Source organism: Marinoscillum sp. HNIBRBA16962 (genome assembly GCF_057801515.1).
Map to the genome: position 1 here is coordinate 914,449 of NZ_CM173603.1, position 24,953 is coordinate 939,401.

23 protein-coding genes are annotated in these 24,953 nt (G+C 44.6%); 12 read left to right on the forward strand and 11 right to left on the reverse strand.

What is annotated here, in order from left to right:
- Positions 1-22 precede the first annotated feature (22 nt).
- The 6 genes from AC3E9V_RS03680 to AC3E9V_RS03705 all read left to right on the forward strand — a co-directional run bounded on the left by AC3E9V_RS03680 (position 23) and on the right by AC3E9V_RS03705 (position 6,948).
- Positions 23-2,083 (forward strand): beta-N-acetylhexosaminidase, encoded by a 2,061-nt coding sequence (locus AC3E9V_RS03680; RefSeq protein ID WP_488751835.1) that lies wholly within the window; start codon positions 23-25, stop codon positions 2,081-2,083.
- A gap of 239 nt (positions 2,084-2,322) precedes the next feature.
- Positions 2,323-2,523 carry a hypothetical protein gene (locus AC3E9V_RS03685; RefSeq protein WP_488751836.1) on the forward strand — a complete coding sequence of 67 codons (201 nt, stop codon included), beginning with the start codon at positions 2,323-2,325 and terminating at the stop codon, positions 2,521-2,523.
- A gap of 157 nt (positions 2,524-2,680) precedes the next feature.
- Complete coding sequence (dnaK, locus tag AC3E9V_RS03690) at positions 2,681-4,609, forward strand: molecular chaperone DnaK (protein ID WP_488751837.1); 1,929 nt, start codon at positions 2,681-2,683, stop codon at positions 4,607-4,609.
- Positions 4,610-5,249: 640 nt separating this feature from the next.
- A complete protein-coding gene (locus AC3E9V_RS03695; RefSeq protein WP_488751838.1) occupies positions 5,250-5,642 on the forward strand; it encodes an SRPBCC domain-containing protein in 393 nt (130 codons plus the stop codon).
- Entirely contained in the window at positions 5,639-6,436 is a 798-nt protein-coding gene (locus AC3E9V_RS03700; protein WP_488751839.1) for a DUF6597 domain-containing transcriptional factor, read from the forward strand. Before AC3E9V_RS03695 ends, AC3E9V_RS03700 begins: the two co-directional genes overlap by 4 nt.
- Positions 6,437-6,495: 59 nt before the next feature.
- Entirely contained in the window at positions 6,496-6,948 is a 453-nt protein-coding gene (locus tag AC3E9V_RS03705; protein WP_488751840.1) for a DUF6265 family protein, read from the forward strand.
- Between the two features lie 151 nt (positions 6,949-7,099).
- On the opposite strand, the gene AC3E9V_RS03710 is transcribed toward AC3E9V_RS03705, so the two are convergent.
- Both AC3E9V_RS03710 and AC3E9V_RS03715 read right to left on the reverse strand, forming a co-directional pair.
- Positions 7,100-8,566, reverse strand: a complete 1,467-nt coding sequence (locus AC3E9V_RS03710) for a flotillin family protein (protein WP_488751841.1) — start codon at positions 8,564-8,566, stop codon at positions 7,100-7,102.
- A complete protein-coding gene (locus AC3E9V_RS03715) occupies positions 8,567-9,154 on the reverse strand; it encodes a hypothetical protein (RefSeq protein ID WP_488751842.1) in 588 nt (195 codons plus the stop codon).
- 130 nt (positions 9,155-9,284) lie between these two features.
- On the opposite strand from AC3E9V_RS03715, the gene AC3E9V_RS03720 reads away from it, so the two are divergent.
- Both AC3E9V_RS03720 and AC3E9V_RS03725 read left to right on the forward strand, forming a co-directional pair.
- Entirely contained in the window at positions 9,285-9,443 is a 159-nt protein-coding gene (locus tag AC3E9V_RS03720; RefSeq protein ID WP_488751843.1) for a hypothetical protein, read from the forward strand.
- 118 nt (positions 9,444-9,561) lie between these two features.
- Positions 9,562-10,869 carry a pyridoxal phosphate-dependent aminotransferase gene (locus AC3E9V_RS03725; RefSeq protein WP_488751844.1) on the forward strand — a complete coding sequence of 436 codons (1,308 nt, stop codon included), beginning with the start codon at positions 9,562-9,564 and terminating at the stop codon, positions 10,867-10,869.
- A gap of 68 nt (positions 10,870-10,937) precedes the next feature.
- Here AC3E9V_RS03725 and AC3E9V_RS03730 read toward each other — a convergent pair whose 3' ends face one another.
- The 5 genes from AC3E9V_RS03730 to AC3E9V_RS03750 all read right to left on the reverse strand — a co-directional run bounded on the left by AC3E9V_RS03730 (position 10,938) and on the right by AC3E9V_RS03750 (position 20,914).
- A complete protein-coding gene (locus AC3E9V_RS03730) occupies positions 10,938-11,315 on the reverse strand; it encodes a response regulator (RefSeq protein WP_488751845.1) in 378 nt (125 codons plus the stop codon).
- 57 nt (positions 11,316-11,372) lie between these two features.
- Positions 11,373-12,236: a formyltetrahydrofolate deformylase gene (gene purU, locus AC3E9V_RS03735; RefSeq protein ID WP_488751846.1), complete on the reverse strand. Its 864-nt coding sequence runs from the start codon at positions 12,234-12,236 to the stop codon at positions 11,373-11,375.
- Between the two features lie 182 nt (positions 12,237-12,418).
- The gene (locus tag AC3E9V_RS03740) at positions 12,419-13,021 is read right to left on the reverse strand and encodes a trimeric intracellular cation channel family protein (protein ID WP_488751847.1); all 603 of its coding nucleotides are present in this window, start codon (positions 13,019-13,021) and stop codon (positions 12,419-12,421) included.
- 69 nt (positions 13,022-13,090) lie between these two features.
- Positions 13,091-15,406 carry a penicillin-binding protein 1C gene (gene pbpC, locus AC3E9V_RS03745; RefSeq protein ID WP_488751848.1) on the reverse strand — a complete coding sequence of 772 codons (2,316 nt, stop codon included), beginning with the start codon at positions 15,404-15,406 and terminating at the stop codon, positions 13,091-13,093.
- A 3-nt stretch (positions 15,407-15,409) separates the two neighbouring features.
- Positions 15,410-20,914 (reverse strand): alpha-2-macroglobulin family protein, encoded by a 5,505-nt coding sequence (locus AC3E9V_RS03750; RefSeq protein ID WP_488751849.1) that lies wholly within the window; start codon positions 20,912-20,914, stop codon positions 15,410-15,412.
- Between the two features lie 115 nt (positions 20,915-21,029).
- Between AC3E9V_RS03750 and AC3E9V_RS03755 the strand changes: the two genes are divergently transcribed.
- Together AC3E9V_RS03755 and AC3E9V_RS03760 are read left to right on the forward strand one after the other, a co-directional pair.
- On the forward strand, positions 21,030-21,437 hold the full coding sequence (locus AC3E9V_RS03755) for a hypothetical protein (protein ID WP_488751850.1): 408 nt from the start codon (positions 21,030-21,032) through the stop codon (positions 21,435-21,437).
- 216 nt (positions 21,438-21,653) lie between these two features.
- On the forward strand, positions 21,654-22,220 hold the full coding sequence (locus tag AC3E9V_RS03760) for a transposase (protein ID WP_488751851.1): 567 nt from the start codon (positions 21,654-21,656) through the stop codon (positions 22,218-22,220).
- Between the two features lie 25 nt (positions 22,221-22,245).
- Here AC3E9V_RS03760 and queG read toward each other — a convergent pair whose 3' ends face one another.
- The gene (queG, locus tag AC3E9V_RS03765; protein ID WP_488751852.1) at positions 22,246-23,172 is read right to left on the reverse strand and encodes a tRNA epoxyqueuosine(34) reductase QueG; all 927 of its coding nucleotides are present in this window, start codon (positions 23,170-23,172) and stop codon (positions 22,246-22,248) included.
- A 72-nt stretch (positions 23,173-23,244) separates the two neighbouring features.
- Between queG and AC3E9V_RS03770 the strand changes: the two genes are divergently transcribed.
- Together AC3E9V_RS03770 and AC3E9V_RS03775 are read left to right on the forward strand one after the other, a co-directional pair.
- Positions 23,245-23,496, forward strand: coding sequence for a type II toxin-antitoxin system Phd/YefM family antitoxin (locus AC3E9V_RS03770; RefSeq protein WP_488751853.1), 252 nt, complete (start codon positions 23,245-23,247; stop codon positions 23,494-23,496).
- Complete coding sequence (locus tag AC3E9V_RS03775; RefSeq protein ID WP_488751854.1) at positions 23,480-23,902, forward strand: type II toxin-antitoxin system VapC family toxin; 423 nt, start codon at positions 23,480-23,482, stop codon at positions 23,900-23,902. The genes AC3E9V_RS03770 and AC3E9V_RS03775 overlap by 17 nt, the downstream gene beginning before the upstream one ends.
- Positions 23,903-23,904: 2 nt before the next feature.
- Here AC3E9V_RS03775 and AC3E9V_RS03780 read toward each other — a convergent pair whose 3' ends face one another.
- The 3 genes from AC3E9V_RS03780 to AC3E9V_RS03790 are packed head-to-tail and all read right to left on the reverse strand — an operon-like array spanning position 23,905 to position 24,802.
- Positions 23,905-24,180 carry an Rdx family protein gene (locus tag AC3E9V_RS03780; RefSeq protein WP_488751855.1) on the reverse strand — a complete coding sequence of 92 codons (276 nt, stop codon included), beginning with the start codon at positions 24,178-24,180 and terminating at the stop codon, positions 23,905-23,907.
- A 54-nt stretch (positions 24,181-24,234) separates the two neighbouring features.
- Entirely contained in the window at positions 24,235-24,552 is a 318-nt protein-coding gene (locus AC3E9V_RS03785; protein ID WP_488751856.1) for a BrnA antitoxin family protein, read from the reverse strand.
- Complete coding sequence (locus tag AC3E9V_RS03790; RefSeq protein WP_488751857.1) at positions 24,512-24,802, reverse strand: BrnT family toxin; 291 nt, start codon at positions 24,800-24,802, stop codon at positions 24,512-24,514. Before AC3E9V_RS03790 ends, AC3E9V_RS03785 begins: the two co-directional genes overlap by 41 nt.
- Between the last annotated feature and the right edge of the window lie 151 nt (positions 24,803-24,953).

A 24,953-nucleotide genomic window follows, 5' to 3' on the forward strand; every position in this document is an offset into this window, starting at 1 on the left:
ACGCTCCCACTTTACTTGAAACATGGCAGCAACGTTTGTAAACACAAAGCATACAATCTTATCCATAGTACTCATCGTTTTGGTGCAGGCAGGAGTCAGCCAGGAGCTTGATCTCATGCCCATGCCGGCCAAATATGAAATAGGTCGAGGTAATTTTCCAATTTCCGGATCCTTTTCCATTTCAGTTGAAGGCAGTTTTGATGATCGTTTGTCCAGGGAGGCTACCAGGTTTTTGAGGAGACTGGATGCAAAGACCGGAAGTTTCTTTGACCAGCATAAAGTGGAAGGAGCTAAAAAAGATGCTGACCTGAAGATCATTGTAAACCGGCCAGGCAAAGTAGAGCTTTATGAAAACGAATCGTATGACCTGAATATTTCTCCAACAGGACTGAGGCTGACAGCAATTACCGATATCGGAGCAATACGGGGGTTGGAGACTCTTTTGCAGCTTGTGGCAGTGAGCGATGGCAGGTATGTATTTCCTGAGATTGCAATCAGTGATCAGCCGCGGTTTGTGTGGCGTGGATTGATGCTGGATGTGGCCAGGCATTTTATGCCTATGGATGTCGTCTATCGCAATCTGGATGCCATGGCTGCTTTAAAGCTCAATGTACTTCACCTGCATCTCTCCGACGATCAAGGGTTTCGCTTTGAGTCGGCAAAATTTCCTGAGCTGACAAGTAAAAGTTCAGACGGGAATTTTTATACCCGGCAGCAACTGAAAAAACTTGTAGACTATGCCCATCAGCGGGGCATCCGGGTGATTCCCGAAATAGATGTGCCCGGGCATGCCACAGCGATTCTTACCGCCTATCCGGAGTTGGGGAGTAAAGATACATCTTACTCAATTGAGCGGTATGCAGGCATTTTTGATCCTACGCTGGATCCCACCAATGAACAGGTTTATGACTTTTTGGATGCGCTTTTTGCTGAAATAGGCGAGATTTTCCCCGACCCCTATTTTCATATCGGTGGTGACGAAAACCTTGGGAAGCATTGGGATGCCAACCCGGACATTCAGACGTTCATGAGATCGAAGGGGCTTAAAACCAATCATGAACTGCAAGCCTATTTCAATACACGCCTGCAGGCAATCCTGAAAAAACAGGGAAAATTTCTGATGGGTTGGGAAGAAATTATGTCACCTGAAATGAACCAAACCGCCCTGATCCACTCCTGGCGAGGGGAGTGGGAAGGCATGGTTGCCAAAAAGTCACTGTATGATGCAGCCAAAAAGGGATACAAGACTATACTGTCCAACGGGTATTATCTTGACCTGATGCAAACTACGAAGGACCATTACCTGGTAGATCCCCTGCCATCAGGGGTCGATATAGCTCCTGAAGCCAGGGAAAATATTCTGGGAGGTGAAATGTGTATGTGGAGTGAGCTCGTAGTTCCTGAAACCATAGACAGCCGGATATGGCCGAGAGGTGCTGCCATTGCGGAGCGTTTCTGGTCGCCGGAGGAGGTAAATGATGTCGATGATATGTATCGCAGGCTATGGTCGGTTAGTCTGGAGCTGGAACAGCTCAACCTTAAACATCAAACGGCTCAAGATGTAATTTTGAGAAAGCTGGCACAATCCCGGGAGATCGAGCCTCTGGAGACGCTGGTTGACGTGGTGGAACCGATGAAAGGGTACACACGCAATCCGGAAGGGACCATGTATGCCAGTTATTCTCCATTTACCCTTTGGGCAGATGCGGCATTACCGGACGCTCGAGTAGCCAGAAATTTCAACGAGCAGGTTAAGAGTTACCTTCACTCCTCCGCGGACTGTAAACCCATACAGGCGCAACTTACCATTTGGCAAAACAACCACCAGAAGGTTCTTCCGATTATTGAGCGTTCACCAGTATTGAATGAGATCAAAGAACTATCTGCAAATCTCTCAGAAGTGGCAGGGGTCGGAAATGCAGCTATCACCTTTTTGGAAACCGAGCAGGTTCCTGATGCGGAATGGATCAGAAGTAGCAAGAAAGCGCTGGAAAATGCCCGCAAGCAAGGGGGGAGAACAGAACTGCAAATAATTACAGGTATAAGGTTATTAGTCGATCAGGTGGAAGCTGCCGCTAAATAAAGATCTCGCTCATTTGAATTGAAGCAAAGAGAGCGACTTCATTATCTTTGATTTATGAAATGGTGGAGGCGAATACTTTCCTACTTGTTATATCTTATTGCCATAGTGCTGGGCCAGAAACTTTTTTTATACATTTTTGACTACTATGGGAAGGGAGCAATTCTTCTTGGAAGCATAAGCCTGAGCTTTGGTTTGGCTGGACTGATCGCTTATCTTGCCATCCGCCAAATCAAGCAGGAATGAAAAAGCATTACCGCTATATCCTTTATTTCCTTATCGGATTTACCATCTATTTCATAGTAGGTGCTGATGATGACCCTACGGTCCTGAAGGAGCTTCATGAAATAGCGCCTGCCCTAATCATCGGCATAGTCATTTTGATGATTATCGTGCGATTCATCATTAGCAAGCAGAAGAACAATGATCAGGATGAAAAATAGCCTGTCTTGTCAGCCATTTCTTTGCTTTTTCAATAATTCCTGCAAATCTTTCTGACAATCTGTCACAATTTCGCTGACATTCCCCTGTTGGCACAACCATTGATCAATAGAAAACAGCGAGTGAACTAAATAAGAACTTAAAAATAAATTATTGACAATGGGAAAGATTATCGGCATAGACTTAGGTACGACTAACTCCTGCGTGGCGGTAATGGAAGGTAACGAGCCTGTAGTTATTCAAAACAGTGAAGGACGCAGGACTACCCCGTCTATCGTGGCGTTTTTGGATAGTGGAAATGGAGAGCGAAAGGTAGGTGATCCTGCAAAACGTCAGGCCATCACAAACCCTCAGAACACCATCAGCTCCGTGAAGCGATTCATGGGTAAAAAGTATTCTGAGGTCACCGAAGAAAGAAAAAACGTTTCTTACAAACTCGAGTCAGGTAGCAATGATACCGTTCGGATAAAAATAGGTGACAGGAATTACACTCCACAGGAGCTTTCAGCAATGATCCTTCAGAAAATGAAGTCCACTGCTGAGGATTTTCTCGGTCAGGAAGTGACCGAAGCGGTGATCACCGTACCTGCATACTTCAATGACTCAGAGCGTCAGGCTACAAAAGAAGCCGGGCAGATCGCTGGTCTTGAAGTGAAGCGGATTATCAACGAGCCTACTGCAGCAGCGCTTGCGTATGGCCTTGATAAAAAAAACAAAGACATGAAGATCGCAGTGTATGACCTTGGCGGTGGTACATTCGATATTTCCATTCTGGAGCTGGGTGATGGCGTATTTGAAGTGAAATCTACTAACGGTGACGTACACCTTGGTGGTGATGACTTTGATGCAGTGATCATCAACTGGCTGGCAGAAGAGTTCAAGAAAGACGAAGGTCTGGATCTGCGAAAAGACCCGATGGCGCTTCAGCGACTGAAAGAAGCGGCTGAAAAAGCCAAGATCGAGCTTTCTTCGTCATCTTCTACAGAGATCAACCTTCCTTACATCATGCCGGTGGATGGTGTGCCTAAGCACCTTGTGAAAACACTGAGCAGATCGAAGTTTGAGCAGCTTAGCGAAGACCTTGTGAGAAGGTCTATGGAGCCTTGTAAAAAGGCGCTAAGCGACGCTGGTCTTTCTTCTGCGGATGTGGATGAAGTGATCCTGGTAGGTGGTTCTACACGGATCCCTAAGATTCAGGAAGAGGTAGAGAAATTCTTTGGCAAGAAGCCATCTAAAGGTGTAAACCCTGATGAGGTGGTAGCAATCGGTGCTGCAATTCAGGGTGGTGTATTGACTGGTGAGGTTAAGGATGTATTGCTTCTGGATGTGACTCCACTTTCTCTTGGTATCGAAACCATGGGCGGTGTGTTCACCAAGCTGATCGAGGCAAACACTACGATTCCTACGAAGAAATCCGAGACCTTCTCAACAGCGGCTGATAACCAGCCATCTGTGGAGATCCACATCCTGCAGGGTGAGCGACCAATGGCTAAGGATAACCGGTCTATCGGACGATTCCACCTGGATGGTATACCACCAGCGCCAAGGGGAGTACCTCAGATCGAAGTGACTTTTGATATAGATGCAAACGGTATCCTGCATGTGTCTGCCAAAGACAAAGGAACCGGTAAAGAGCAGAAGATCAGGATCGAGGCTTCTTCAGGACTTTCTGAGGAGGAAATCGAAAAGATGAAGAAAGAAGCGGAAGCCAATGCTGAATCTGATAAGCAGACTAAAGAGAAAGTAGAAAAAGTCAACCAGGCGGATTCACTGATCTTCCAGACAGAGAAGCAGCTGAAAGACTATGGTGACAAGCTCTCTGATGGTAACAAGTCTGCTATCGAAAGTGCCCTTGCCAAGCTGAAAGAAGCCCACGGGGCTCAGGACCTTGCAGCGATCGACACAGCCATGGAAGGCTTGAATAAGGCCTGGGAAGCAGCATCACAAGAGATCTACCAGGCACAGCAGGCAGCTCAGGGAGCTGAGCAGGCACAGAGCACAGATCAGTCAGGCGGAGCTGATACTTCCGGAGATTCTGATGTGTCAGATGTAGAGTTTGAAGAGGTAGACGAGGATAAGAAGAAATAGGTCCCTGTGGGACTCAAAGACAGTCTCTTTTAGAGGCTGTATACTTCTTCGGCCTTATACGATTAGGCAACAGCCGGGCCCGTACTGAACCGTGGCGTCAGTACCCACACTGATGTGCACATCAGTAGTGTTATCCAGTCACCCAATTCATATAGATAATGAAAACCCTCTTTTCCTGATTATTATTGGGGGAGAGGGTTTTTTGTTGTTATAGGTCTTTTAGTAATTTTTTTAAATCTGAAATCAACCTTCTTTTCTCTTTTAGATATTTTCTTTTTTCCCTTTGGAATTTAAATAGGTAATAAAAAATGCCTAGTAGAGGAACTACAAAATCTTCCATTATAATATGGGTTAAAATTTTATAGGGTTGCCTCAACTCATGATCCTTAGAGCTTTGGCCATAAGTCAGATGATCCTTCTGACTGTGGAGGGTGTCACATATCTGCGACCTAAGATTCTACCTGCTTGAGCTGCTAACGATTGGTAGTACCGTTTTAATGATGGTTGCGATATCTCGCCAAGTAATTCAAATCTAATACTCTCAAACGGGTCCGAAAAGGAAGAATTGATTTTGCTCAAAGGGTGGTATTTCTCTTTCCCGATTTATGATTAAATTTAGTGAGTATCAATCCTCACGATCATGGCTACTATCAACCAGACTTATTTCTTTGAAGATATCACCCCTGACGAGGTGTACGAGGCATATATGCATGAAAACCGGCAAACAACTTTTACGGCTTCCGGCTGCCAGATGACGGAAGAGATTGGCGGTAAGTGCATCATGTATGACGGCTATATAGAAGCGGAAAATGTAAAGCTGGAACCGGGAAAAACCATACAGCAGAAGTGGGCAGCCCATGAAGACCAGTGGCCGGAAGGACACCAATCCATGGTCACCATTACACTGAAGGAGAAGGATGAAGGCACTGAGCTGACGCTTGTTCACGAAGATGTGCCGGATGCACTAAAAGATTCGCTGGATCAGGGCTGGATCGATCACTACTGGAGCCAGATGACGGATTACTTTGGATGAAATACCTGCGGATTGACCCTACAGAAGAGCTAAAGCATTTGGTCGTATGCTATTGGGTCGTGGATAGTGAAGGAGATGATACTATCGAAATGCAAAAGATCATTCCGGATGGCTATCCTGAGATTATTTTGCATTATGGAGACCCATTCCGAATCAACATTTCCGGCAGCTGGCAGACACAAACCAGGTACCTCCTGGCAGGTCAGATCAGAAATCATTTCTTCCTGGAAAATACAGGAGTAGCTGGCATGATCGGGATAAAGCTACAGCCTGCCGCAGTTCATCAGCTTTTTGGAGTAGAGATGGCCGGGACCACCGATAGAGTAGTTTCCCTGGAAAAATATTACCCGGACTGGGAACAACTTTCGTCAACGTTGACTCCCTTGCTTGCTGACCCTGAAAGGGCGATACCGGTCATTGAAAAGTGGTTGTCAAGCCTGAAACCAGCTGTAAACAACTCCCTGGACAGAGCCATAAAGCTAATTTTGGACGTGCATGGGATGGTGGGAATTAAAACCGTCATCGAAGCAGCGGGAATAGGGGAGCGCCAGCTGGAGCGTCTTTTTAAAAAGCAGGTTGGTCTTTCCCCAAAGTTTTATTCACGGGTTATTCGGTTCAGCTATATTTTCCATCAGATAGCCAAGGACGATTTCTCCTGGGCTGGGGTGGCTTTTAAAACCGGTTATACTGATCAGTCTCATTTCATTAAAAACTTTAAGGAGTTTACCGGGGAAGACCCTTCCAAATACATGTTTGATCATGAAAATATGGCCAATTTCTTTATGAAAAAGTAAAATGTCGGTTTTTTACTATATCTGAAATGCAGACTACGTTTCTTTTGTCAGAAAAAAAGATGAATAGAATACTACTGCTTTTTTGTATGGGCATTGGTGCAGCCTGCGCCGCCCAACCTGCGGAGGGAGATTTGAGCCAGTTTGACTGGCTGGCAGGCAAGTGGAAAAGAACCGGCATGTCACCGGGAAAAGAGGCTTATGAGGTTTGGGTAAAAGGAGAAGACCAGCTGATGGGGCAGGGAATCTCCATGAAAGACGGAGATACCACTTTCGTGGAAAAGCTACGAATTAAACAAATGGAAGGGGAGATTTACTACGTAGCGGATGTTCCGCAAAATCCCGAGCCTACCCTTTTTAAAGTCACCGAAATACGTGAGGGCTATTTCAGATGTACCAATCCGCAACATGATTTCCCAAAGGAGATTACTTATGAACTAAAAGAAGAGCAACTTACCGCTACCATTTCCGGGGACGGTAAATCGATCCCTTTTGTATTTACACGAAGAAAGTAGCCATCTTTTGCAGCAGACCCTGGTTTAGAATCCCTGTTTTGAGTCATAGCCCGAATTTGAGTTATCCTGATTCGTATTTTTTATCTTATAACTCAACTCCGCAGTAAATCAATCACATGCGCTAAATATCATGAGGTTTTATGAATGCGGGTCAGCTTTTGTCCCCTTTTGGAGACTCTTCTTTTGAAGAAGCGCCCTGCTCTTTGTCCTCACCTTTCTTTTTAGCCTTTACTTCTTTAGCCATTTCCTGAATTTCTTCAGTAGACTTTCCTTTCAGGTATTCAGGCAGTTCCATCCCTGCCATACCAAACATCTCCTGAAGTGGAGGCACGGATTTATAAAGTCCCGAAATGAAATTAGCGGTAGAGGATTTGTCATTATCACCCTTTCCGTTATCCCAAACGGTGATTTTGTCTATCTTAATGTTTTTAATTGCTTCGGTCTGAAGTCGGACCAGATCATTTAATTTGTCAGCTATGATCAGCAACACGGCATCACGTGAATTATCTCCTGCTGCATTTACGATCTGCTTAAATCCTTCTGCCTGTTTGGTTAGTACTTCATAGATACCTTTTGCTTCTGCTTCTTTCTTAAACAGGATTGCATCAGCTTCACCGCGGGCTTTTCTTCTGATCATCTCAGCTTCAGCCTCAGCCGCTATTTCTACTTTCTCTTTGTCGATTTGTGCAGGTATCACTATGTCGGCTGTCTGTGTGGATTTGTCCCGGGTTGCTCTGGCATTTTCTGCTTCCTGCTCTGCTGCATAAGCCTCTTCCAGGGCTTTAGCTGTTTGCACTTTTTCTGCGGCGATGGCTATTTTCTGAGCTTCAGCTTCTTTTTCCCTACGTGCAGCGTCTGACTGAGCAATTTTTATTTTTGCTGTATTCTCTCCTTCTACTGCTGATGCATTGGCTGATGCTACTTTTACTCGTTGATCCTGATGAGCATTAGCTTCCCCTATAGATCCGTCTCGTTCTTTTTCAGCCACACTTTTCCTGGCATCGTTGATCGCTTTGGCTGCCGCCTCTTTACCCAGAGCCTCGATATAGCCTGACTCGTCTTTGATGTCAGTTACGTTTACGTTGATGAGTTTGAGACCGATCTTCTTTAGTTCAGCTTCCACATTAGAGGCCACATTGGCCAGAAATTTATCCCGATTGCTGTTGATCTCTTCAATATCCATGGTAGCGACTACCAAACGCAACTGACCGAAAATGATGTCTTTAGCCAGGTCATGGATGTTTTCCTGAGAAAGACCGAGAAGTCTTTCAGCGGCATTGTTCATGATTCCCTCTTCTGTGGAGATACCTACCGTAAACCTTGAAGGAACGTCCACCCTTATATTCTGACGACTTAGTGCGTTGGTAAGTAATACCTCTATGGACATAGGGGTAAGGTCCAGAAACTCATAGTCCTGAATAATGGGCCAAATAAAAGCAGCACCTCCATGGATACATTTTGCGGACCTTCCTAAGTCGTCTGTTCCTTTTCCGACTTTTCCATAAACAACGAGAATACGGTCTGACGGGCACCGCTTGTATCTCTGAAATAGCCCTATGAGCAGTACGAAAACAAAAATGATTACTGCCGCTACTATAAAAATGAAGGTTCCTGACATTTACTTGATTGATTTAGTGACTACTAGTGTACTATTATTGATGACATCAGTGACAGAAATTACTGATCCTGTGGGTAGGTCTTTATTATCGTCTGTTATAGCTTCCAGTTCACGCAGTGAGCCCTGGACTTTGATTAAGACTCTTCCGATATTTCCCCTTTTGGCCTGGATAGTAAGATAAACTTCCCCGATTCCGCCTACTGCATTTTTAATGGAAAGCGTTCCCGAATCGTTGAGCTTGCTGAAATAATAAAATATACCGGCCATGAGGAGCATCATGGCCAAACCTGACAGGAAGGAGACCAATAGTGTAACACCTCCCGAAAAACCGGACTCCAGGCAGGCGATGCCTGTCCAGGCAAACAATGTAAAAAAACCTACAAAATTTTTGATAGTAAAGAACTGAAATCCCGCTCCGTGATCGGTCTCCACATCAACATCCGCTGACCCATCCGTGTCAAAATCCCCACCGATAAAGGTTAACACCATTTGGATTAGAAAAATGAGTGTGAAAGGGATAGCAAATCCCCAATAGACCTGGAGTAAAGTAGACATGGAATCCCACCAGTCCGAAAAATTGAAATCCATTTAGCGGTTTTTTAATTTGAATGTTAAAATATACCTTTTACATTTTTAATGCAAGAATAATTTAGCTCTTTGTAATCTTCGGTGGTTTAGGTGTTACTAACGGGGTGATAGGAACCTTTTTTAAAAAATTATGGATATAGTTTTAGGTATACTGGCAGATTCTTATGTCATCAGGTGGGTAAGGAAAGGTAGCAGCGGTTTAAATCAGCTGTTCAGAGGGTTAATTGCAGGATTGTTCGCTATAGCGGGTGTGGTTTTGTTTTATATGGTATTTGGAATTTCCAGATGAGGTATATCCTGATTTTGAAGAATTTTATATAGTCCCACAAAAAATAAGAGGAACTTTATTCGGCAGACTTTCAAAATACCTTCACTTTCTCCTACCTTCGTAGCTTATTTTTTAGGGTATGCGACAGAAGTTATTAAGAGATGGGGCTGATGAACTCTCTTATGAGATCAGAGGCATTGTAAAGAAGGCCGAGCAGCTGGAAGCCCTGGGATACGAAATTTTTTGGGAGAATATTGGTGATCCGATACAGAAAAACCATGTTTTACCACAATGGATGAAAGATACCATAGCGGGTCTCCTATACGAGGATGATACTTATGGTTATAGTCATTCCAAGGGAGTACTATCTACCAGAGAGTTTTTAGCTGAGGTCAATAATGATAGAGGCGGAGCACAAATTGGTCCTCAGGACATTACTTTTTTTAATGGGCTGGGAGATGCTATTGCCAAGATCTATCAGTACCTGCTGCCAACAGCCAGGGTGATAGGGCCATCACCTGCATACTCTACGCATAGTTCGGCAGAAGCCGCACATGCTAACCATCACCCGATCACTTATAAGCTGGACCCGGATAATCTCTGGTATCCGGATATTGAAGACTTGTACAATAAGGTTCGCTACAATCCCAATATAGTAGGGATCCTCATTATCAATCCCGACAACCCTACCGGGATGGTCTATCCCAGGGAGATCCTTGAGAAGATGGTAATGATCGCGGTGGAGTTTGATCTCTTTATCATTTGTGATGAGATCTATATGAATATCATTTACAATGGAGCTCAGACATGCACGCTTTCAGAGGTGATTGGAGATGTACCGGCAATATCTCTGAAGGGTATTTCCAAGGAGTTTCCATGGCCCGGAGCACGCTGTGGGTGGGCAGAGTACTACAACAGGACCACTAGTAAAGAATTTGCACGTCTATGTGATACCATTGATAATGCAAAGATGATCGAGGTGAGCTCGACAAAACTCCCGCAAAGAGCTATCCCTCGAATTATGAAAGATGCCAGGTATGCAGGCTTTATTAATGAGACCAAAGATAAGATCGGGAGACGCAGCGCTTATCTCAATGAGGTGTTTAAGGAAGTGCCGTATGTCAAGTTTAACCAGACGAATGGCGCGTTTTACAATACCATGATCTTTGAGCCCAATGTGCTGAATGATAAGCAGTTTCTTAAGATAGAGGATGAGCGGGTGCAAAAGCTACTGGACAGCTGGTTTGAAAGCAATAATATGACACTGGATAAGCGGTTTGTGTATTATCTGCTGGCGGCTAAGCAGGTATGTGTGGTGCCCATTTCTTCATTTGCTTCGGAGCTACTTGGTTTCAGGATTACCTTACTTGAAGAAAATGAAGAAATTCTTGAGGAAACTTTCAAAAGGATAAAAGCAGGAATAATAGAATACTGTCAGTCAGCCTGAACCGGTAGAATTTGTCAGGGTTCGCCTTTTTTATGCTTGAATCTCTCTAAAGGAATGTCTGCCCGGTACTAATTATCAAGTATCATCCGCAGCTCCGGAATGAGTGAGTCAAAAATATTCATCTTGCTGATCACTTTCACATCCGGATGCTGAGCCTGAAGACCTTTTAAGTCGTATAATGCAGTGATCAAAAAGATGGCTTTAAGGTTTTGGTAGATTGCATCCTTGCGGAGTGAGGATATGAGCTCATCGCCATTCATGTAGGGCATTTTCTCATCGGTAATGAGGATGTCAGTTCCGCTTGCCTTCAGCTTTTCGAATGCTTCGGCTCCATTTTGAGCTTTGGTTACCTGAATGATGTCCGCAAAATTACCCTCCAGGATTTCAACCAGGCCTTCTAACACTTCTTCGGCATCCTCGACGACTAATAGCTGGGTTTTCTTCATAGGCATGAAGATAAGAGCTTAACCATCAAAAGGAAATTAAAAATCGATGGCCTGAGTCTAATCGAAGATGACCGTCCTGTTTTTATGCACGAGTGTCTTTCGTTGCAGGTGGGTCCAGATAGCACGGGATAGTACAATTTTTTCTAAATCTTTTCCCTTTCTGACCAGATCCTCAATGGAGTCTTTATGTGAGATCTTCACCACATCCTGTTCGATGATCGGTCCCGCATCCAGGTCTGCTGTGACATAGTGACTGGTAGCTCCTATGATCTTTACACCCCGCTCATGGGCACGGTGATAAGGTTTTGCTCCGGCAAAAGCTGGAAGAAAGGAGTGATGAATGTTGATGATCTTATTAGGGAATGCACTGATAAATTCATCACTAAGGATCTGCATGTAGCGAGCCAGGATCAGAAAATCGATATTTAACTCTGCCAGGAGTGTCATCTGCGCCCGTTCGATCTCTGATTTATTCTCTATGGTGATCTCAAAGTGATAAAATGGAATCCCGTAGCGGTCCGCTACTTCCTTATGGACCGTATGATTGGAAATGATCGCCGGGATCTCAATCTGCCATTCTCCTGAATAATGCCTCGAAAGGATGTCATACAGACAATGAGATGCTTTGGATACAAAAATGGCCATCCGGGGTTTTTTGTCGGTAAAATGCAGTTGCCATTGCATCTCGTACTGGCTGGCGATCTTATTTTCAAAAGCAGCATAGATGTCTTCTCTCGGGATGTCAAAGCCGTCGAGCTCCCATTCCACACGCATGAAAAAGATCCCCTCGGATTTCTCCACGTGCTCATCAAGATCTATAATGTTTCCATTATGCTCAAAAAGGAAATTAGTAATGGTGGTAATTAACCCTTTTCGATCATTACAGTGGATAAGTAGGATGGCGTGATTGTTTGTGCCCATATTTTATATAAACTCTGTTTTGATAACTCAAATTTTTGAAATTTGGTACTTGATTATCAGACCATTACAATAGGTTCTCAATTATTGTCCATATGCCTGCCTGCCGACAAAGGCAGGGACTCCATATAATGCTTTATGAAACGGGGGCGTCATTTTTGGGCTGTAAAAGTAATCATAATCTGTCATGAAAAATTGGGTAATTGCCAGTGGTATTTTACAGCGAGTATTCGGAAGGAGACAATAAAGCCAGCTGTGATCAGTACATTCCAAAGCTGTGAAATGCCCAGATAGTTAAGCAAAACAAAAACAATACCGCCTGCTATGCATGTGAGGGCGTAGATTTCCTTTCGAAAGATCAGCGGGATCTCATTGCAGACAATATCACGGATTACCCCGCCAAACACCGCGGATACCATGCCCATCATGATCCCGATAATGGGTGAGACACCAATTTCGAGTGATTTTTGCAGCCCTAATATTGTAAATACAGCTATTCCGATGGTGTCAAACAGAAAAAATGTTTTGCGAAGTTTTTGAACCTGTTTTCTAAACAAAATAGCTACCGTAATGCCCAGGACGATCATAATCAGGTAGTTCAGGTTATTCATCCAGGCCACTGGTGTACTGCCTATCAGCAGGTCCCGCAGGGTTCCGCCACCTAATGCGGTGATAAATGCTACGGCTGAAACACCAAAGATGTCCAGCTTTTTGTCGAAAGCGGTCAGAGCACCACTGATAGCAAAAACCATGGTACCCGTCAGGTCGATGATGTAGAGGATATTCAAGTTTTATAGCGAAGGTAGTCAGCATTTTGTAGTTATTTCAGGAAGCTTCACAAACAAGCACTTACTTCATTAACCCTGATCGGAAACGACCTCAAAAGACCTGCTGACGGAATTACCTTGCTCATCCAGTACCAGGATATTATAAACACCTTTGCCTAGCTGCAGTGATTGTTTGTGTTCACCGAAAGTTGATCCGATGTATTCGTCATTGATGTGCCAGAAAAGTTCCGCTGTGGGATCCTGATGGGAAGCCTCCATGATCACTTCACTGGAAGTTCCTGCCAGCTCGCGTGGAATAAAGACTTTGGCATTTGGTGTCGGGTAGGTGATGGCCAGTAGATTTTCTACCCTGGTTTCACAACCTGGCAATGTGGCCGGTCTTCCGGAATAGCCGGAATGGGTCTTTTTGTAATAATAGCCCATGGTGGGAGGCAGGATAAAAAGTGACTTCTCCCTGGCGCTCTCAGCCGGGTAGCACGAGCGGTTGATGGCAAACGTTTCGGTTTCATCCAGCCAAAAACGCTGATGATAAGTACACAGACCAGAGAGCTCTGCATTGGAGCCAAGCTCCATATCTTTTGTTTTTTCACAATGTTCACTTGCCAGCATACCGGAGGTGGCACATATTTTTTTAGTGATCGAGAACGGTTTCAGCCGTTCCAGCCAGTCAGGCTCATAATCCGAAAGGCGGATCAGCTCTGTCAGGATTGGGCCTGCTGAGGTAGCGCCCATTAATCCTGCTCTCCCCTCTCCATCAGCATTACCCACCCAGACTCCTACGAGGATGCTTCCATTGAGACCTATGGCCCAGGCGTCCCGAAACCCGAAGCTGGTGCCCGTTTTCCAGGCGATACGCTGGCTGGAGCTGAAGTTCTCCCAGTTTTGATCGATCCCCGGACGGGAAAGCTCGGTCATGGCCCGGAACGTATGCCAGATATTGATTTCCTGCGCATCCACATCGGCCAGCTTTTTGGGATTTCCATCAAAATGGATTTGGTAATTGTACTCATTGGCCAGCCGACGATATAGGCTGAAATAGACCTGGGCCAGGTCCCAAAGCTTCACTTCAGCACCACCGAGGATCATGGAGAGACCATAATGACCGGGGTCCTCCTGCAAGGTTGTCAGGCCAAACTTTTTCAGATCCTGATGAAATTTCTCGTATTTATAATCTCTTAGCAGGTGTGCAAACGGAATGTTTAATGAGCGGGAAAGAGCCTGATCGGCCTTTAGAGCCCCTTCGTACCCATGATTGAAATTTTTGGGTGTGTACCCTCCAAAAAAGCTGGGTATATCGGGTAGGAGTGTTTCTGGTAAGATCAACCCTTCGTTCAGAGCTTTTGCATAAAGCAATGGTTTTAAAATGCTGCCTGAACTCCGCGGACGCTGAATCACGTCTACCTGGAATCCATCAGCTTCCTGATCGGTAGTATTCCCGACGTAGGATAATACTTTTCCATTTTCCAGGTCTACCACGATCACTGCCAGGTTATCCACACCGTTTGTTTTTAACCGTTGATGTTTTCGCTCGACAATTTCGGTGGTTTTTTCCTGCCAGAAAGGATCCAGCGTAGTAGTGATTTGCTTACCATCATGCTGCTCGAGAAAGGTGGTCAGTAGGTGTGGAGCTTTTTGTGGAATGTCAAACGGACGATCAGGAAGGGGTTCTTCAAGGCTGAGTTCATAAGTCAGGCTGTCGATGACTTCATTCTCAAAGAGTTTTTTTAGCAGGAAGTCCCGTTTGCTTTTCAGGGGTTTCATGGCTGTACCTGGGAAGATAGCGCCCGGTTGATTTGGTAATATGGCCAGGGTGGCCGATTCAGCCCAGCTGAGCAAATGCGGTGGCCGCCCATAATAGCGCCAGGAAGCGGCATTAATGCCAACCACATTTCCACCGAAAGGGGCCATGGAAACATATTGTTTAAGAAGTTCTTCTTTGGAGTAACTAAATTCCAGCCGCAAAGCCAGTTGCATTTCAATCAGCTTTTGCCAGATGGTTCGTTCCCTGTCCCGCATCATTCGGGCTATCTGCATGGTGACCGTACTTGCACCGCTCACCACTTTTCCTGCTTTTATGTTTTGATAGGTGGCTCTAACCAAAGAAACCGGATTGACGCCAGGATGATAATAAAAGTACTCGTCTTCAAAGTTCAGGAAGCACCGCTCCAGTTTGTAGGGGACAGAGTCTGCAGTTGGGAAGCGCCATTGCTCATCTTCCGCTATAGATGCACTTAGCAGGTTGCCATGTCGATCGTTGATGACTGTAGATGTAGCTGCCTGAGGTATTTTGGTGGGCCACCAGAGATATCCAATGAGCAAAAGAAGCGCCAGAAACCAGTAGTTTCTGCGCTTCCATTTATAACTATATAGTCCTCTCTTAGGCATTCTTTACTCACCAACCGTAATCCACTTTCCTGCAGTTTTGGCTGAAATGGATGCTTTATACATCGCTTCTGCTTGAAGTCCCGGCCTATAATATTTACCGGGATACGCTGCGGTGACACTTAGCTTGAACGTCTTCTGCTCATTTTGGCGCAGGTCAAAATAGGTATACACCCGGTCATCGCGAATGTCCTGAAAATCGAAGTGACTATACTCATTGGTCTCATTGTCATTCAGCCGGTCATTTTGTATCTCCCACCCTGAAGGCAAAATGTGCGTCAACGCAATATCCCTGACACTACCTAATTCGTAGCGATTTTTCACATTTACCAGTATTTCAAAGCTCTGTCCTAGTTTCAGACTATCCGGATTGATTGGTCGGCCATTCAGATCGAGGTATTGCACGCTGATATCCAGCCCGGAACTCTCTACCGGCTCATCACCGGGTTTTGGTGTGCCGGTTACAGTCAGGGTAGCAAATAGCGTGGCTTCTCCCTGGTTCTCCACTTTCAGAGAGCTGCTTTCTTTAGCTGGAATGTCTGATCGGTAGATCGCCCGGTCTGAAGACCAGGTCGTGTTTGTACTGCCGTAGCTTACTGCTGCTTTTAGTCCTTTATCAGAACTGTTAGCATTCACATATTTACTGATCGCCAGTAAAGAGTAGGCCGTAGTTTGTGTGCTCATCCACCGGTCTGAAGACAGCTTTTCAGAGATTTCCTGAAGTACTTTAAAAGCTTCCGTTTTGTTATCCAGATAAACGTAAGCCTCTAAAAGCATGGAAAGATCTCGGGTGAAAGAACCATAGTTGTCATAATAGTAATGATATGGATGTTCTTTCAAGCTGCTTCGTGCATTTCCTTCCATGAGTTTTTTGGCGGCATCTGCCTGGCCCATGGCTGCATAGGCTGCTGCAAGTTTGTGAATAGACTGAACTGATTTTCCTGAGGTATTCCTCAGGCGATTCATGGCTCCAAGTTCCGGGTAGCCTCCTATAGCCAATGTAAACAGGCGATAGGCCTGGATCAGGTCGGAGTTGCTGTGATCTACGGATTTGGTCCAGTTTCTGGCCTTATTTCGCTGGAAGTTTCGAATACGATCTATTAATTCATTAGGAACTACATAGCCTTTCTTTTGAGCCTCTATCAGAAAATGATATGCATAGCTCGTTCCCCAGCTATTGGGGTTATCATATCCGGGCCAGTAGCTCAGTCCGCCACTTGCTCCCTGGAAACGTTCCAGCTTTTTGATGGCGTTTCTGATATTGCTTTCCGTTTTGATCACTTGTTCACTTGACAGTTCGGTTACATCTGCCAAAAAGAGCTGAGGGAATGCGGAGGAAACAGTTTGCTCAATACACCCATGTGGATACCGGATGAGGTATTTGAGTCGCTGCTCCAGGTTGATCGGCGGTATTGAGGCGATTTCTAAAGCTACCTCATTGGTGCCCTCCATTCCGAAAAGTTTTGCACTTAGGTCTTTTGACTGACCTGCTTCCACCGGTACCACTTTTACAGTAGTTTGTGGTGCATTTGGAGATCGCGAGGCGATATTGATCTCATGCTTAGCCGACTCACCACCAGAAGTACCTGTTATCGTCACCTTGCCAGCTCCAAGCTCATCAGCGACTGAAAGGTCAAAATACAATGTGCCACTTTCTTTGTCCAGGCTGATATTTTGTGATTTTGAACCATCCAGACTTAGTACTCCTGAAGCCTCCACTGAGATTTTGGCGTTTCTGATATTGTCTTTGTATCGAAATACATTTACCGGCAGGCTTACTTTCTCTCCCGGGCCAACTACACGAGGAAGTGTGCCCAATACCATCAATGGTTTAATAACCGGTGTGGCTTTATCCACGCTTCCATAAGCTTCATCCAATCCGGCTACCACCATGGTTTTCACCGAGCCAATGTACTGAGGCATAGTGAAAGAATGCTTTTTGGATTTTCCTGCCTCCAGGTAAAAAGGCCCCATGAATTGAACAACTGGTTTAAAGCGGTTTTCCTGGGGCTTATCACTTTCACTTTCAGCATCCATTCCTCCGCCAATTGCGAGTAAACGTTCCAGTCTGCCCCCGTAAGCACCAATAACATCATTATACAGGTCCCAGGTTTTTACTCCGATGGCTTCCCGGCTGTAAAAATGTTCCCAGGGCTGAGGAGTTTGATAATTTGTAATGTCCAGCAGTCCTTCATCTACCACTGCTACTGTATAGGCCATGGGTTTACCATTGGCCTCTGAAATGGTTAACTCCACCGGGCCTCCCGGTTCCAGCTCATCAGCCATCTTCAGCTGTGGACTAAGTCTGGTAGCTTCGTCAACAACCTTGATTGGAGAAATTCCATAAAGGCGGATTGGCAGGTCGTTGGTAGTTTGTCCGTGAGGCTGAAGTAAAGTAACATGCAAGTATACATTTGGAGCCATTTCCGGAGTTACATCCACGGTGAAAGTGGTCCACTCACGGTCCGTTTTGATCCAGAAGTTATCCAGTACACTGCTTCCGTTTTCAATACTCACCAGAGCCTGACCTGAAAGGCTTCCGCGCATGGTTACATTGACTTTTTCGCCTACGGAATACTCGGCTTTATCAGTGCTCACCTGTAAAGTGGTAGCTCCCAAGGCATTGTCTCCCGAGTCTCCATACCAGCTGGTATAGAAAATTTTACTCGATGAATGACCGGAAACCGGATCTTTAACGACAGCAATGTATCGTCCCCAGTTCGGGCTTTTGATCTCAAAATTTACCTGGCCTTTACCTCCGGAGGTGTTGATCTTTTCAGATTTCACTTTGGAAGCATAGCTTGAAGACAGGTAGTTGGTTGTGTAGTCCTCAGACTGGTCCCACCACCAGCGCCAGTTGAGTTTGTAAAGTGTAAATTCAAGTCCCTGGCGGTTAATAGGCTGTCCGTTGGCATCCAGAGTAACCACTTGCAGTTGCTGAGGCTTATCTCGTTCTATGCGATAGCCGCGCTCCGCAGTAGTCAGATTGATACCTACAAAGGATTCATAGGGCAGGTATGTAACTGATTTGCTGTTGATGGAAAATCCTCCACCCGGTTCGAAAACCTTTGTATTGAAAACCGCCCGAAGTGCACCCGGCGATTTTGGGTTTCCGGGCAATGGGACGTTGATTGTTGCATCACCATTGGCATCTACCTGGCCGCTGAAAACCTGCTCAGGGTCCTGGTAAAAGCTTTTGCCCTGATCATCAAATTCGTATTGAGTGTATCCATTGAAGATAGTGTTTGTTTCTGTGAGCCTCAGCTCTGTTTCGGCTTTGAGGTTGCTCCCGGTGAGTCCTGTGAGCCAATCCACATGCAGGTCCGCAGAAAGATTCCTTTCAGCCGGAGTAATCCGGTCAGCACCCAGGTCCAGGTTGATCTTCAACCGATTGGGTTTGATGGTTTCCACTTTTACCGTTTTGGAAAACTTGTTGTTACCTACGGAAATGGTGCTCCACCAATTTCCCGTCACATCTTCCGGGCTGGTTTTAGTGTGGAAGGTATACAGGCCGGATACACCACTGGTTGAGACCTGCTTGTCTTTCAGGTTGCCACGTGGGTCACGAAGCTCCATAATCACCGGGTGGTCTGCAGGTATGCGGTCTTCCGGATCTTCCAGCATGAAGGATAAATGTATGTTATCTCCAGGTCTCCAGACACCGCGCTCACCATAGATAAACCCTTTGATATTTCCTCTGACTCGCGTTCCGGACACATCAAAGTTGCTCATGGACAAAGATTCATTGTCTGCCAGCTTCAGGTAAGATTTTTGGCCTTCAGCCTCAGCAATGACCAAAAATGGTCGTTGCTCAGGGCGGATCGTTATTTTCCCGTCAGGATCGGTGTTTACATTGGCCATTTCCTGCAGTTGATAGTCAAGGACTTTAATGTTTGCCTGGATAGGCTCAGCGGTGGTCATGTTGGTGGTGAAGATGTGTACGGCATTGTCTCCGCCAATTTTGGTGATCAGCCCAATGTCTGTTGCAAGCAGGCTGGTGGTAACAAATCGATTGGAGATGTAATAGGACACATGGCATGGGTTTTCCCGCTCAGACCATTTATATCCGTTAGGGTACCGATAATCCCATAGATTTCCCCAGGATTCAAATCCATCGTAATCATAAATCGACCAGTCCCCGGACTCATCTGAACCTTCCATTGATTCAAAAGCTGTTTCACAAGGGTAGTTTGTATAATCCGGGCGGAAACCAATCCGAACCTGGTAGAGTGCGCCCTTTTCAGCTTCGAATAAGCCTGAAAGATCCAATGTAAAGCGGTTCCATGAAGCCAGGTCTTTTGCTTTTTCTTCCAGGGAAACTTTCTGATCAATCACTTTTTGACCTACGCGTCTGACCTGCTCATCCCCCCTGTAGCTGTTGACCTGGAAAAATTGTGGCAGATTATCTTCATAGATCTTGACCACCTCAACCTGGACAGCTTTTAGGTTTACCGCTTCAAAAGGTAAAACCAGTCCGTCAGTAGATGGCAGAATAGTTCCGTTTCCAATGAGCTTAACTTGTGGTTTCTCGGGTTCAAAAGCCACATAGCTGGTCACTGTCTGGCCCAGTGTTTTTCCTTTAGAGTTTTTTAACCCCTCGGAGATCTCCAGCTTTTTGCTGCCGCTGATGTTGTTGGAAACGTAGATCTTGAGTTCGTTGCCTTCAATGACCATTCCCGGATTGTTCTGACCTTCCAGCTGGATCAGTCCGGCAAGGTTTTGTTTACTATCGAGCGGGTCTGAAAAGTATACAGAAACGTATGGATCTCCCGTTTTTTCCACTTTAGTGGAAATCACTGAGAAAACCTGGATAGACGGCACCTCCACACGCAGGTCCACTGATCTTTTTACCCCGATGGGGCTGCCTGACCCATTGACTACTATGGTTCTCGGTTTTTCTTCTCGTTTGATCCCCGTCACTGCAAATCGGTGTGAGGTGCTGCTTAGATGTCGCCACGTTACCTGGAGCTGCTCATCCATTGTGATCATTTTTTCAACAGATTCATTTTCTGAAAAATCTGCTGTAGTGATCAGTCCTTCAAATTCCAGCATGTCTGGGTTAGCCGGGTCCGGCGCCTGAACAGGAGTCAGTTCAATGTCAAAATTCTGCTCAATGACATTCACCCGGAACAGGTATTCTTCCAGGCCCTCAGGCACCTCCATCAGTGCATTCAGTTTGAGTGTAAAAACGAAGCTTTGTCCGGATTTCAATCCGTTTTCAGGTGAGATAACAATGGCATGTGCATCTGTTTTTACCAATTCACCATCCAGTGAAGGTTCAATGGAGAACAGTTCATCCAGTTGCAAGTCATCAGGCAAAGGAACAATGTCCGTGAACTGAACCGTGATATTATCTTTTTTGGAGATGGTTCCATCCGTACGACTCTTGATATACTCTGCAAATCGCGGGTCGTTTGTGATTTGGTCGCCGGATTGGTTATCCGTGCCACATGAGAAAAACAGAAGTGCTGATACCACAATTAAAAAATGGGGGATTGCGTAATTTTTCATAGGTCAGGTGTTACAATTTTTCAAAGTACCATATTAAGCAATGATATTGGAATATGCTTTATGGCGGTATTATTTTTTTGAAAGTATATAGTGGAAACGTATTTAAATTACTGGTATGAAAAAGCTTGTCAGTTTCCAACATGCGGGTCTGCTTAGTCTGATTCTTTTTGGAGTAATTGGAATTTTTCACCTGTCAGTGATCATTGGCATTGTTTTCTTTGATTTTGTCCCGGTAGAGTATTTGTGGGGTGGCAAGATGGAAACCAGCAATCAACTACTGGTATTTGAGATTGTTTCTTTGGCTGTGGTAATGGTATGTTTCTTTGTGGTTTTAATTAGATCTGAGCGAATTAGGATACCGTGGCTGAAGGGCGTGGCAAAGATCGGTACGTGGGTGCTGTTTTTTCTTTTCGTTTTGAATACAATAGGAAATTTGTTGGCAGAATCAATGTTTGAAAAGTTTTTCTCAATAGCAACTGCTGTTCTGGCTGTGCTTTGCTTGAGGCTCGCTTTAGGGAAGTAAAATTATTTTTCGTTGGTCTGAACATTGACTTTTAAGCGGTATCCATTTAGTATAGCAAAACATCCACAATGGGATCGTATTGAGGTAGCCGGATTCTATGTCATCTTTACCAAAAGCCGATTGGGGAGACGACACTCAAAGCGACACAAGATCAGGGAGTTTTCAGAAGGCTGGTTGTGGGTTTAGTTCGAAAAAACCGGATAATCAATATAAATCATGGCTGATCTGTACAAGAATACCTACCGGATAACATCTGCACGATTGCAAACGTGGGATTATGGCTCTGAGGGATTGTATTTTGTGACAATATGTACCAAAGACAGGGAATGTTATTTCGGCAAAATTTTGAAAGGCGAAATGGAATTATCATCTGTGGGGGAAATGGCTCGTGACGAATGGTATAAAACGCCAGGTTTACGACCGGACATGAACCTGGAATTGGGTGAATTTCAGGTCATGCCCAATCATATTCATGGGATTGTGATCATTGGGGGTAATGAATTTAATGGTAGAGACGCGATGCATTGCGTCTCTACCACGAATACCAACGACGAACCCACCCCAAAAAACCAATTCGGTCCGCAACGAAAAAACCTGGCGTCTATCATTCGCGGGTACAAATCTGCGGTGACAACCTATGCGCGTAAAAACCAGATCGAATTTAACTGGCAGTCCCGGTTTCATGATCACATCATCCGGTCAATGGATGACTATTATAGGATTTCTAAATATATTATCAATAATCCCGGTAATTGGGATCAGGATCAATTTAATAGATCATGACAGTCGAGACGCATGCATTGTGTCTCTACTCTTTTGCTTCCCTGATAAATTTGATGTTCCGCTTCAATCCCTCAAACTTTGTCCGCTTCACAGCTGACTTCTTAAAGACCTTACGAAAGGTTTCTTCGGTCATTTCCTCCCAGTCCTGTTTGGAAAATTTTTCCCAGCCCTGAGGTTTAAAAGCTGGTTCATTATGTGGTTTGGAAAAGCGGTTCCAGGGGCACACATCCTGGCAGATGTCACACCCAAAAGCCCATCCTTCCATGTTGTCTTGAAACTCTGTCGGTATTTCGTCTTTCAACTCGATTGTCAGGTAAGAGATACATCTACTGCCATCTACCACATAAGGTTCGGGAATAGCGTCTGTTGGACAGGCATCTTGGCATGCTGTACATGTACCGCAGTAGTCTTTCATGGGACCATCAGGCTCCAGCTCCAGATCAATGATCAGCTCGGCCAGAAAAAAGAAACTGCCCATTTCCCGGTTGAGGAGGAGTGTATTTTTGCCTACCCATCCGATACCGCTTTTAGCAGCCCAAGCCCTTTCATGTACCGGCGCAGAATCCACAAAGACTCTCCCTTCCACTTCACCGATCTCTTCTTTGATCCGCTCCATGAAGGTTTTCAGTTTGTCTTTTATGACAAAGTGGTAATCTTTGCCATAGGCATACTTGGCTATTTTGTAGGGTCCATCCTGGTGCTGGGTTTCAGGATAATAATTGTAAACCAGTGAGACTACTGATTTCGCTCCGGGTACCAGTTTAGTTGGATCCAGCCGCTTTTCAAAGTGGTTTTCCAGGTAGCTCATTTTGCCCTGGTAGCCACGGTTGAGCCATTCCTCCAGTTTCGGAGCTTCTTCTTCGAGAAATTCTGCTTTGGAGATTCCGCAGTAGGAGAAGCCTAAGTTTTTGGCGATGGATTTGATGGAAAAACTTTTTTTATCTGGTTGCATAAGAACTTACAATCATAAGAAGCTTGTTCTTTAAGAAAAAATTAATTAAACTAGTTTAATAATCTAGTTGAAATGAAAACAATTGGCTCATTTGACGCAAAGACCCATCTTTCAAAGATACTTGAAGAAGTTTCAAAGGGGGAAAATTATGTAATAACCAAACATGGTAAACCTATTGCTGAAATATCTCCGGTAACTAAAAAAGAAGAATTTAACTGGGAAGAGCAAAAGGAATATTTTAGGCAAATGAGGAAAAAATTCAGCAAAGAACGTAATATTTCTATTGATGAAATTTTGAAATGGAGGGATGAAGGAAGGGCATAAAATTGTTGTGGATTGTTCTTATGTCATTCCATTCTTCTTTGAAGATGAAGATTCATTACAGGTTGAAGAATTGATGGCTAAGGTTTTTGATGGGTTGCTTACGCTCATTATCAATCCCATATTTTACTATGAAATCTTCAATGTCTTAAGTGTTGGTTTGAAAAGGAATAGAATTGATCAAGAGGGATTAAGACGAGCGATTAAATTACTTAGAAATTTACCAGTTTTGAATAGTGCATTTTCGATTGATGAATTTCAACAGATCACTAGCCTGGCAAGCCAATTTGATCTTTCTGTCTACGATGCATCATATCTTTATTCTGCATCAAATAATTCTGCGATGTTAGCGACTTTGGATAAAAAATTGAAGGATGCGGCAGTGCAATTCGGAATTGAGACGTTGTAAGATCACTTCTTATCCGAATGCCCCAAAGACTTGTCCGGGGCTATTTCATCCCTGACCAGTTGCTTGAGTTCTGTAATTTCCGGGAATCGGCCTTCATCCTTTCGGGAAAAGATAAGTTTGTCATTGGCGTAAATATTGAAGATACCACCTGTTCCCTGGCGGAGGGTGACTTCATCCAGCTCTTCACTAAATGTGCTAAGCAATTCCTGGCCCATCCAGGCAGCTCGCATCATCCAGCGGCAGAGCTTGCAGTATTCTATGGTTACGTTTTGAGGCATGGAAGTGATCAATGATTCTTTAGATGAGTTACCACTGGTTGTTCCTTTTTTGTATTAATGGTGTGCATCCATAAACGCCCGTAGTACCTGATTGATCCGGGTTTGGTATCCCTTGCCATGCTTCTTGAAGAAGGAGAGGATATCCCTATCCAAACGCAAGGTAACCCGATCTTTAGGTGGCTTAATCAAGGTAGCTTTCCTGAACCAATCCTTAGTCAATACTGGTGCAGCATCAGGGTCTGACGAGATCTCTTTTTCAATCTCCTCGTCCGTCAAACGATCAACTCGTTCCCAATCACTTTTACTGTTAAGGCCTCTGAGTTCATCAGAACTATATTTCACTGTCCTTCCTTTTTTTAATTTCTTTTTCATACTCCATCTTTTCTTTTTTCCGGGCTGCTCTTGCTGAAATGATCCGGTAGGTGTTACCTCTTGTCGTATAAACAATTGCTATGTGTCGCTTATTGTAATATCCAATTGCTACAAATCTCTCTTCGTTGCTAAAACGTGATGGTTTAATCAGAATATCACCTTGATCCAGAACATGTGCTGCATCAATGAAATCAATGGCATGTTTGATGATGTTACTTTGATTTTTGTTTTCATCCCATTCAAATTCCATAAACCTGTAATGTACATACAAATGTCAATACAAAAAAGTTCTTTCAACCCTCAGGACCTTGCATTCCAGATTTACAAAATTGCAATTTGGCCCAATCTTTAATTGAAATGAAGAATCATAATGAATTGATGTCATCTGCAACCTTATTCAT

Excerpts from the sequence above, each read along its gene's own strand:
- AC3E9V_RS03680 (WP_488751835.1), top strand. The coding sequence starts at position 23 with ATGGCAGCAACGTTTGTAAACACAAAGCATACAATCTTATCCATAGTA.
- AC3E9V_RS03685 (WP_488751836.1), top strand. The coding sequence starts at position 2,323 with ATGAAAAAGCATTACCGCTATATCCTTTATTTCCTTATCGGATTTACC.
- dnaK (WP_488751837.1), top strand. The coding sequence starts at position 2,681 with ATGGGAAAGATTATCGGCATAGACTTAGGTACGACTAACTCCTGCGTG.
- AC3E9V_RS03695 (WP_488751838.1), top strand. The coding sequence starts at position 5,250 with ATGGCTACTATCAACCAGACTTATTTCTTTGAAGATATCACCCCTGAC.
- AC3E9V_RS03700 (WP_488751839.1), top strand. The coding sequence starts at position 5,639 with ATGAAATACCTGCGGATTGACCCTACAGAAGAGCTAAAGCATTTGGTC.
- AC3E9V_RS03705 (WP_488751840.1), top strand. The coding sequence starts at position 6,496 with ATGAATAGAATACTACTGCTTTTTTGTATGGGCATTGGTGCAGCCTGC.
- AC3E9V_RS03710 (WP_488751841.1), bottom strand. The coding sequence starts at position 8,566 with ATGTCAGGAACCTTCATTTTTATAGTAGCGGCAGTAATCATTTTTGTT.
- AC3E9V_RS03715 (WP_488751842.1), bottom strand. The coding sequence starts at position 9,154 with ATGGATTTCAATTTTTCGGACTGGTGGGATTCCATGTCTACTTTACTC.
- AC3E9V_RS03720 (WP_488751843.1), top strand. The coding sequence starts at position 9,285 with ATGGATATAGTTTTAGGTATACTGGCAGATTCTTATGTCATCAGGTGG.
- AC3E9V_RS03725 (WP_488751844.1), top strand. The coding sequence starts at position 9,562 with ATGCGACAGAAGTTATTAAGAGATGGGGCTGATGAACTCTCTTATGAG.
- AC3E9V_RS03730 (WP_488751845.1), bottom strand. The coding sequence starts at position 11,315 with ATGAAGAAAACCCAGCTATTAGTCGTCGAGGATGCCGAAGAAGTGTTA.
- purU (WP_488751846.1), bottom strand. The coding sequence starts at position 12,236 with ATGGGCACAAACAATCACGCCATCCTACTTATCCACTGTAATGATCGA.
- pbpC (WP_488751848.1), bottom strand. The coding sequence starts at position 15,406 with ATGCCTAAGAGAGGACTATATAGTTATAAATGGAAGCGCAGAAACTAC.
- AC3E9V_RS03750 (WP_488751849.1), bottom strand. The coding sequence starts at position 20,914 with ATGAAAAATTACGCAATCCCCCATTTTTTAATTGTGGTATCAGCACTT.
- AC3E9V_RS03755 (WP_488751850.1), top strand. The coding sequence starts at position 21,030 with ATGAAAAAGCTTGTCAGTTTCCAACATGCGGGTCTGCTTAGTCTGATT.
- AC3E9V_RS03760 (WP_488751851.1), top strand. The coding sequence starts at position 21,654 with ATGGCTGATCTGTACAAGAATACCTACCGGATAACATCTGCACGATTG.
- queG (WP_488751852.1), bottom strand. The coding sequence starts at position 23,172 with ATGCAACCAGATAAAAAAAGTTTTTCCATCAAATCCATCGCCAAAAAC.
- AC3E9V_RS03770 (WP_488751853.1), top strand. The coding sequence starts at position 23,245 with ATGAAAACAATTGGCTCATTTGACGCAAAGACCCATCTTTCAAAGATA.
- AC3E9V_RS03775 (WP_488751854.1), top strand. The coding sequence starts at position 23,480 with ATGAAGGAAGGGCATAAAATTGTTGTGGATTGTTCTTATGTCATTCCA.
- AC3E9V_RS03780 (WP_488751855.1), bottom strand. The coding sequence starts at position 24,180 with ATGCCTCAAAACGTAACCATAGAATACTGCAAGCTCTGCCGCTGGATG.
- AC3E9V_RS03785 (WP_488751856.1), bottom strand. The coding sequence starts at position 24,552 with ATGAAAAAGAAATTAAAAAAAGGAAGGACAGTGAAATATAGTTCTGAT.
- AC3E9V_RS03790 (WP_488751857.1), bottom strand. The coding sequence starts at position 24,802 with ATGGAATTTGAATGGGATGAAAACAAAAATCAAAGTAACATCATCAAA.